The following is a 2,541-nucleotide window of genomic DNA, read 5'->3' on the forward strand; positions in this document are numbered from 1 at the left end:
GCTCCCGTTCTGCGCATAGGGCACTTCTGCGGCACCTTCGCTGAGAAAAATCTGTGACGGCAGCGTGAAGTTGCGCAAGTTGAGCAAGGCCAGCGGCCCTGCACCGAGTTCGGTGCGCAGGTTCCACGTAAGATTCGCGCCATCGGGGGCCTTGAGGACCATGCGGTAGCGACTGTCGCCGTCGTCCAGGGGAGTGATTCGGGCCTTTTCCAGCAGGCGGATCAAGCCCCAAGTGCCCTGGTAGTCACCGAACAGACGCTCGCCGGTATGGATGCTGGTCCAGCTCAGGCTGGCGCCCGGATGGTCACCACGTCCCGGCCAGCTGAAACGTTGCCAAAGCTCTTTCTGGTTGAAGTACTGATGTTGCGCACCGTTGAGGATGAAGGTGGTTTGCACCACATCGCGCACCGGTTTGCCTTGCAGCTCGAAGCTCAGGCCCATGCCGCCGTCGGTGTAGATCACGTCAGCCAAGTGACTGAGCTGGTTGATCGCCGTCAGGAACTGCGGGTTGAAGCGCAAGCCCTGACTATGACGAGGGTCAGCCACCCAGCGGCTACCTTCCTTGCGCAATACACCGCTCAGTTGGCGTTGCAAAAACTGCTCAATACGCCCGGAGTCGGCGCGGATCATCTGCCCCAGCATCGGTAGCGAGGAGTCACTGGCGGTGTCAGCAAACGGGTAACGACCGGCGAAAGCGCCTTGCCAGTCCGTGACAATCGCCCGCTGCCACTGATTGTTGAGCCCCGCCGCCGAGGGTTGCAAAACCCGCTGCCAGGCTTGATCCAGCGGCTGCACAAAGAGCGTATGGCCGACCCCACTCCACTCCGCGCCCAGGCTGGCAGCAATCAGGTTGCCGTAAGACTGGGTGTCAGTCAGGTCCACGCTCTTGCCCTGAAAAACCGTCTGTGCCAAGGCCTGGGTCATTTCCTGCGGATCAGGCGCATTGCTTACTTGCTGCAGTTTCAAACGCACCCGCGTGACCCGGGTGAGGAACGCTTGCAGGCTCAACCGATCGTTATCGACCTTGCCCTCGGGCTCTTTGCCCAATAGGGTCAGCAACGGACCAAAGGTGGCATCCAGAGGACTGCGTGGCGCCTGGGTGTGTGGGTCGATCACTGGCACCTTGTCCTGGTCGATCAGCTTTTGTGCGGACTTGATCAGCGAGTCGGCCAGCGCCTGGCTGCGAGTGCCGGCCTGCCCCTGATAGGCCAGGGTGTTCATCAGGGCAATCAGCGGCGACTGGCGGACATCGGTCATCAGGGTCAACTGGTCGATCACATCGGGCAGGCTGTCGGCCTGATGCCAGCGCAAGGTGTTGAGAAAATCCAGCCAGGCGTTGGCGTAGTCCTGAAAGTAGCGCTCAGTGAGGCGTTCCTTGAGCACATCAGGGGTCAATTCGGTGGCGATGTCGGTTTGTTTGTCGCTGAGCACCCAGTCGATTTCCTCGCGGCGCGCCTCGGCGATGTCGTCAATGGCCTGACGTACCTGGCCTTCCCAGGCCTGGCGAGTGAACACTCCCGGCACGCTGGATTCGGTGTAGAACAACGCCAGGGCGTCGGTTTCACCGACCATGCCTTGCACACCCAACTCAGGGTATTGGTTAGCTGCCAGGTCGAGGACCTGCTGGTACAGGGTGGTTTCGGCATTGCGCTGGCCCAACTGACCGAGCAGCACTTGTCGGGTCAGCGCCACCAGCGTCGGGTCGGCCTTGATGGCCCAGTCCGGGTGCGTCGCCAAGTGCTCACCATAGAACTGCCACAGGTTCGGTGACAGGCCTTGCCAGAGCCCCGGAGATACGCCTGCGCGCGACGGCTCGGCGTTGGTCAAGGCTTTGGTCAGGAAGGCCGCGTCGGCCTTTTGCGGGCGCGCCATCATCAGGTACGCCTTCAATTGCTCGTAGGCGCCCTGCGCCCGCTCAGCCCGTTGCTCGCTACCCGGTGGCAGACTGATCAAGGCGTTGAGCTGGCGGTGCAAATTGGCCGCCGCCGGGTCACGTATCAAGCGGTTGTTGGCCTCGATATAACGTGGCCACAGTGCATCGAGCAGGGCTTGATGTTGGTTCAAGCCGAAACGCTGGTACCAGGGCATGCCGTGTTTGGCGCGGTAATCCAGACGTGCCAGTTCGCGCACCAGATCGTTGAACGCGCTCAGTTGCTCGTCGCTATTCCCCGGCTGCTGCAACGCCGCCAACGAAGTCTGCACTTGGGCAATCTGCACCCGGTTACTGACAAACGACAGCAATAACCCGGCTCCCCACAGCACTGCCAACCCTAGCACCAGTGCATAGCCGACTCGCGGAATGCTCCAGCCCAAGCGGCCACCTTTGGCATTATCGTCGAGCACGCCGCGCCACACCGGAGCGGCTGGCCAGTGATGGTTCAGGTCATGCTGCGGGCGCGGCACCGGCAGGCTGAACCACAGCCCACGCAACGGCACACCACGGGCAAACTCGCCGGCCAACGGGGCGAGCGTGTGACGCCAACGGCCTATGCCGTCGGCCTGCAAATCGCGGGACAGGCGCAGCAGGAAGTCATGGCCCAT

At 62.1% G+C, this 2,541-nt stretch carries 1 protein-coding gene; it reads right to left on the bottom strand.

Annotated features, from left to right (window positions below; all coding sequences use genetic code 11):
- Positions 1-2,541 (bottom strand): ImcF-related family protein (locus tag PMM47T1_RS28400; RefSeq protein ID WP_008375829.1); only part of this gene is annotated, 2,541 nt, incomplete at both ends.

The sequence above is a fragment of the Pseudomonas sp. M47T1 genome, assembly GCF_000263855.1.
GTDB lineage: Bacteria > Pseudomonadota > Gammaproteobacteria > Pseudomonadales > Pseudomonadaceae > Aquipseudomonas.